At 61.3% G+C, this 2,400-nt stretch carries 1 pseudogene; it reads left to right on the forward strand.

From position 1 onward, the window contains the following. Positions 1–1,667, forward strand: a pseudogene (locus VDP82_RS17075) (vitamin B12-dependent ribonucleotide reductase); the annotation flags it as partial. Positions 1,668–2,400 lie beyond the last annotated feature (733 nt).

A 2,400-nucleotide genomic window follows, 5' to 3' on the forward strand; every position in this document is an offset into this window, starting at 1 on the left:
TCGGGCTGGTGATGGATTGCGACACCACCGGCATCGAGCCCGATTTCGCGCTGGTGAAATTCAAGAAGCTGGCCGGCGGCGGCTATTTCAAGATCATCAACCGCGCCGTGCCCCCGGCCCTGCGCACGCTGGGCTATTCGGAGGCCGAGATCGCCGAGATGGAGGCCTATGCGGTCGGCCATGGCAATCTCAACCAGGCGCCGGGCGTCAATCCGTCCACGCTCAAGGCCAAGGGCTTTACCGACGACAAGATCGAGGCGCTCAACAAGGGCATGGCCTCGGCCTTCGACATCAAGTTCGTCTTCAACCAGTGGACGCTGGGCGCCGATTTCCTCAAGGGCCTGGGCGTCACCGACGAGCAGCTCAACGATTTCTCCTTCGAGCTGCTGCCCTTCCTGGGCTTTTCGAAGAAGGATATCGAGGCAGCCAATGTCCATGTTTGCGGGGCGATGACGCTGGAAGGCGCACCGCACCTCAAGGCCGAGCACCTGCCCGTCTTCGATTGCGCCACCCCCTGCGGCAGAAGCGGCAAGCGCTATCTTTCGGTGGAAAGCCACATCCTGATGATGGCGGCGGCGCAGCCCTTCATTTCGGGCGCCATCTCCAAGACCATCAACATGCCCAATGACGCCACGGTCGAGGACGCCAAACAGGCCTATATGATGAGCTGGCGGCTGGCGCTCAAGGCCAACGCGCTTTATCGCGACGGCTCCAAGCTCAGCCAGCCGCTCAATTCCTCGATCCTGGCCGCGGCCGATGACGAGGAGGAGGATGCCGTCGAGGCGCTGGTGGCGCAGAACGCCGATGCGCGCGTACCCGTGGTGGCCGAGCGGATCGTCGAGCGCGTCATCGAGCGCGTGCGCGAGCGCGAAAAAATGCCGTTCCGCCGCAAGGGCTATACGCAGAAGGCGATCGTGGGTGGGCACAAGGTCTATCTGCGCACCGGCGAATATGAAGATGGCCGTTTGGGCGAAATCTTCATCGACATGTACAAGGAAGGCGCCGCCTTCCGCGCCATGCTGAACAATTTCGCCATCGCCATCTCGCTGGGCCTGCAATATGGCGTGCCGCTGGACGAATATGTGGAGGCCTTCACCTTCACCCGCTTCGAGCCGGCCGGCATGGTGATGGGCAATGACCGCATCAAGAACGCTACGTCCATGCTCGACTATGTGTTCCGCGAGCTGGCCATTTCCTATCTCGACCGGGACGATCTGGCTCATGTGCCCGCCGATGCGGCGCCGACGGCGCTGAGCAAGGGCGTGGCCGAGGAAAATGCCGCGCGCGGCGCTTCCGAGCCGGTTCCGGCGGAAAAATTCGTCTCGCGCGGCATGACGCGCGGCCGCACCGCCAATAGCTCGCTGATGCTGGTGCCCACCGCCGAGGCGGCGCGCTACGCCACCCCCGCGGCCTCGACCGTCACCGCGCTCAAGGCCACCACGGCCTATAAGCCCGAGCCCGGCGTCGCCCCCGCCCCCTTCCCGGCGGGCGAGCTCAACCCCCTGCCCTCGGCGAGCCCCACCCGCGATGCCGGCCTCATGCGCGCCGAAGCGCAGATGAAGGGCTATACCGGCGACCAGTGCACCGAGTGCCACAATTTCACCATGGTGCGGAACGGCACCTGCCTGAAATGCGACACCTGCGGCACCACGACCGGTTGCAGCTGAGCGGAGGTATTAGAAGACGTGTGAGTGTCGCCGCCCATGAGGTTTGACCAAATTCCTGGCATCAGACGCAGAGAAGTGAGGCAAAGTTTGCCTCACCTCCTTAAAGTTGAATGGCAGCCAGCGGGCACTAGGACAAATCGGGGCGTGTTTGGAGTGCGAGAGTTGAGGGACCACGACAGCTAAAAGCGTCTGACTGGGCTTACTGTGATCGCCTCATAAGGATGGTCAAAAGTCCGATTTATGCGCACTCAATGTCGGCATCAGTTGGCCTCAACTTTTGATTGCAAACAAAGCCCCGGGAAACCGGGGCTTTTCAATCGGACTGGTTAGTTGGTCGACCGGCATTGGCACATGTTCAGAATGCCAATCCTGGGACACCACCATTCGCTAAAAGGGTAGTGGTGAGACGCTTGTTGTTGTGACGCGCCCCATAGAATTTCCACTAGTGAAGCGAGCGTTTCCATTCACGAACGGACAGCTTTTCCATCAACTCACAAAGGCGCGGGACACCGGGCCTTTTCCTTTCCCAGGGGAAGTTGACAGTACTGACGAGGTTGGAAGGGGCAGTCACTCGTTTGGGGGAGCGGTCGACGAAACGAGGGAAATCGGCTCAGTTCTTCATCCAACAGGACGTCGGTTGTGCGCCCCAGTTCCGGCCATTCGACTGCCCATGCGAGTTTCCCACAAGCGGACGTTGGTGCTCATTAGCGGTACCGCGAACTTGGTTTGACGC

The organism is Devosia sp. (genome assembly GCF_034675085.1).
In the GTDB taxonomy this organism is placed as follows: domain Bacteria; phylum Pseudomonadota; class Alphaproteobacteria; order Rhizobiales; family Devosiaceae; genus Devosia.